We start from the raw sequence: 1,197 nt of genomic DNA on the forward strand, positions 1-1,197 counted from the left end.
GTGCGCGTGCACGACGTGCGCGCCAGCGCCGACGCCGTCCGCGCCGCCGCCGCCTGGGTCGGGGCGCACGCCCCGGGTGAGCCCGTCTCCGAGGACGTGCTGCCGTGAGCGCCCGGGACCGCATCCGCCTGGCCGGGCTGTCCGCCGTCGGGCACCACGGGGTCTTCGACCACGAGCGCCGGGACGGGCAGCCGTTCGTCACGGACGTCGTCCTCCACCTCGACGCCGGCCCCGCCGCGGCCGACGACGACCTCGCGCGCACCGCCAACTACGCCGAGGTCGCGGACACCGTGGTCCGCCTCGTCACCGGGGAGCCGGTGGACCTGATCGAGACCGTCGCCGACCGGATCGCCCGCGCCGTCCTCGCCGAGCAGCCCGTGGTGGCCGCCGTCGAGGTCACCGTGCACAAGCCGCAGGCGCCCATCCCGCACGACTTCGCGGACGCCGCCGTCACCGTGCACCGCACCCGGGAGGACCTCGCGTGAGCACCGTCGACTGGTCGCACCCGGCCGAGGGCCCCGCGCCCATCCCCGAGCTGGGCGCCCGCCCGGACGCGCCCGTCGCGGCCGTGCTGGCCCTCGGCGCCAACCTGCGCGAGCCCGCGCAGACGCTCGACGCCGCCGTCGCCGCCCTGTCCGCGCTGCCGCACATCACGGACGTCCGGGCCTCGCCCCGGGCCGTCACCACACCCGTGGGCGGGCCGCCGGGCCAGCCCGACTACCTCAACCAGGTGGTCACGCTGCGCACGGACCTCGCGCCGTGGGAGCTGCTCGCGGTGGCGCACCGGCTCGAGCAGGACCACCATCGGCGGCGTGAGGTCCGCTGGGGCGCGCGCACCCTGGACGTGGACGTGATCGCCTACGGAGACGTGCGCAGCGACCACCCGGACCTCACCCTGCCGCACCCCCGCGCGGCCGAGCGGGCCTTCGTGCTGCTGCCGTGGCTGTGGCTCGACGCGGACGCCACGCTCGCCGGCACGCCCGTCGCCGACCTCGCCGCCGTCGCCGCGGACGCCCCCGGGGTGCGCCGTCAGGAGCCCGAGCGGCACCGGCTGCTGGCCGGCACCGACGGCGTCGCCCCGCTCCGCCCGGCACGCCCGGACGCCCTCGGGAGGGAGGCCACGTGATCGCGCTGCGCTCCGGGTGGACCCTGCTCGTGGTGCTGGTGGCCGCCGTGCTCGGCTGGCTGGCCGGGCTC

At 78.3% G+C, this 1,197-nt stretch carries 2 protein-coding genes; both read left to right on the forward strand.

All coding sequences use genetic code 11. From position 1 onward, the window contains the following. Positions 1-104: 104 nt before the first annotated feature. Positions 105-485: a dihydroneopterin aldolase gene (gene folB / locus HMPREF3105_RS01915; protein ID WP_070708645.1), complete on the forward strand. Its 381-nt coding sequence runs from the start codon at positions 105-107 to the stop codon at positions 483-485. Continuing rightward, the gene (folK, locus tag HMPREF3105_RS01920; RefSeq protein ID WP_070708646.1) at positions 482-1,126 is read left to right on the forward strand and encodes a 2-amino-4-hydroxy-6-hydroxymethyldihydropteridine diphosphokinase; all 645 of its coding nucleotides are present in this window, start codon (positions 482-484) and stop codon (positions 1,124-1,126) included. The genes folB and folK overlap by 4 nt, the downstream gene beginning before the upstream one ends. Positions 1,127-1,197 lie beyond the last annotated feature (71 nt).

Source organism: Micrococcus sp. HMSC31B01, assembly GCF_001816085.1.
Classification (GTDB): Bacteria; Actinomycetota; Actinomycetes; order Actinomycetales; family Micrococcaceae; genus Micrococcus; species Micrococcus luteus.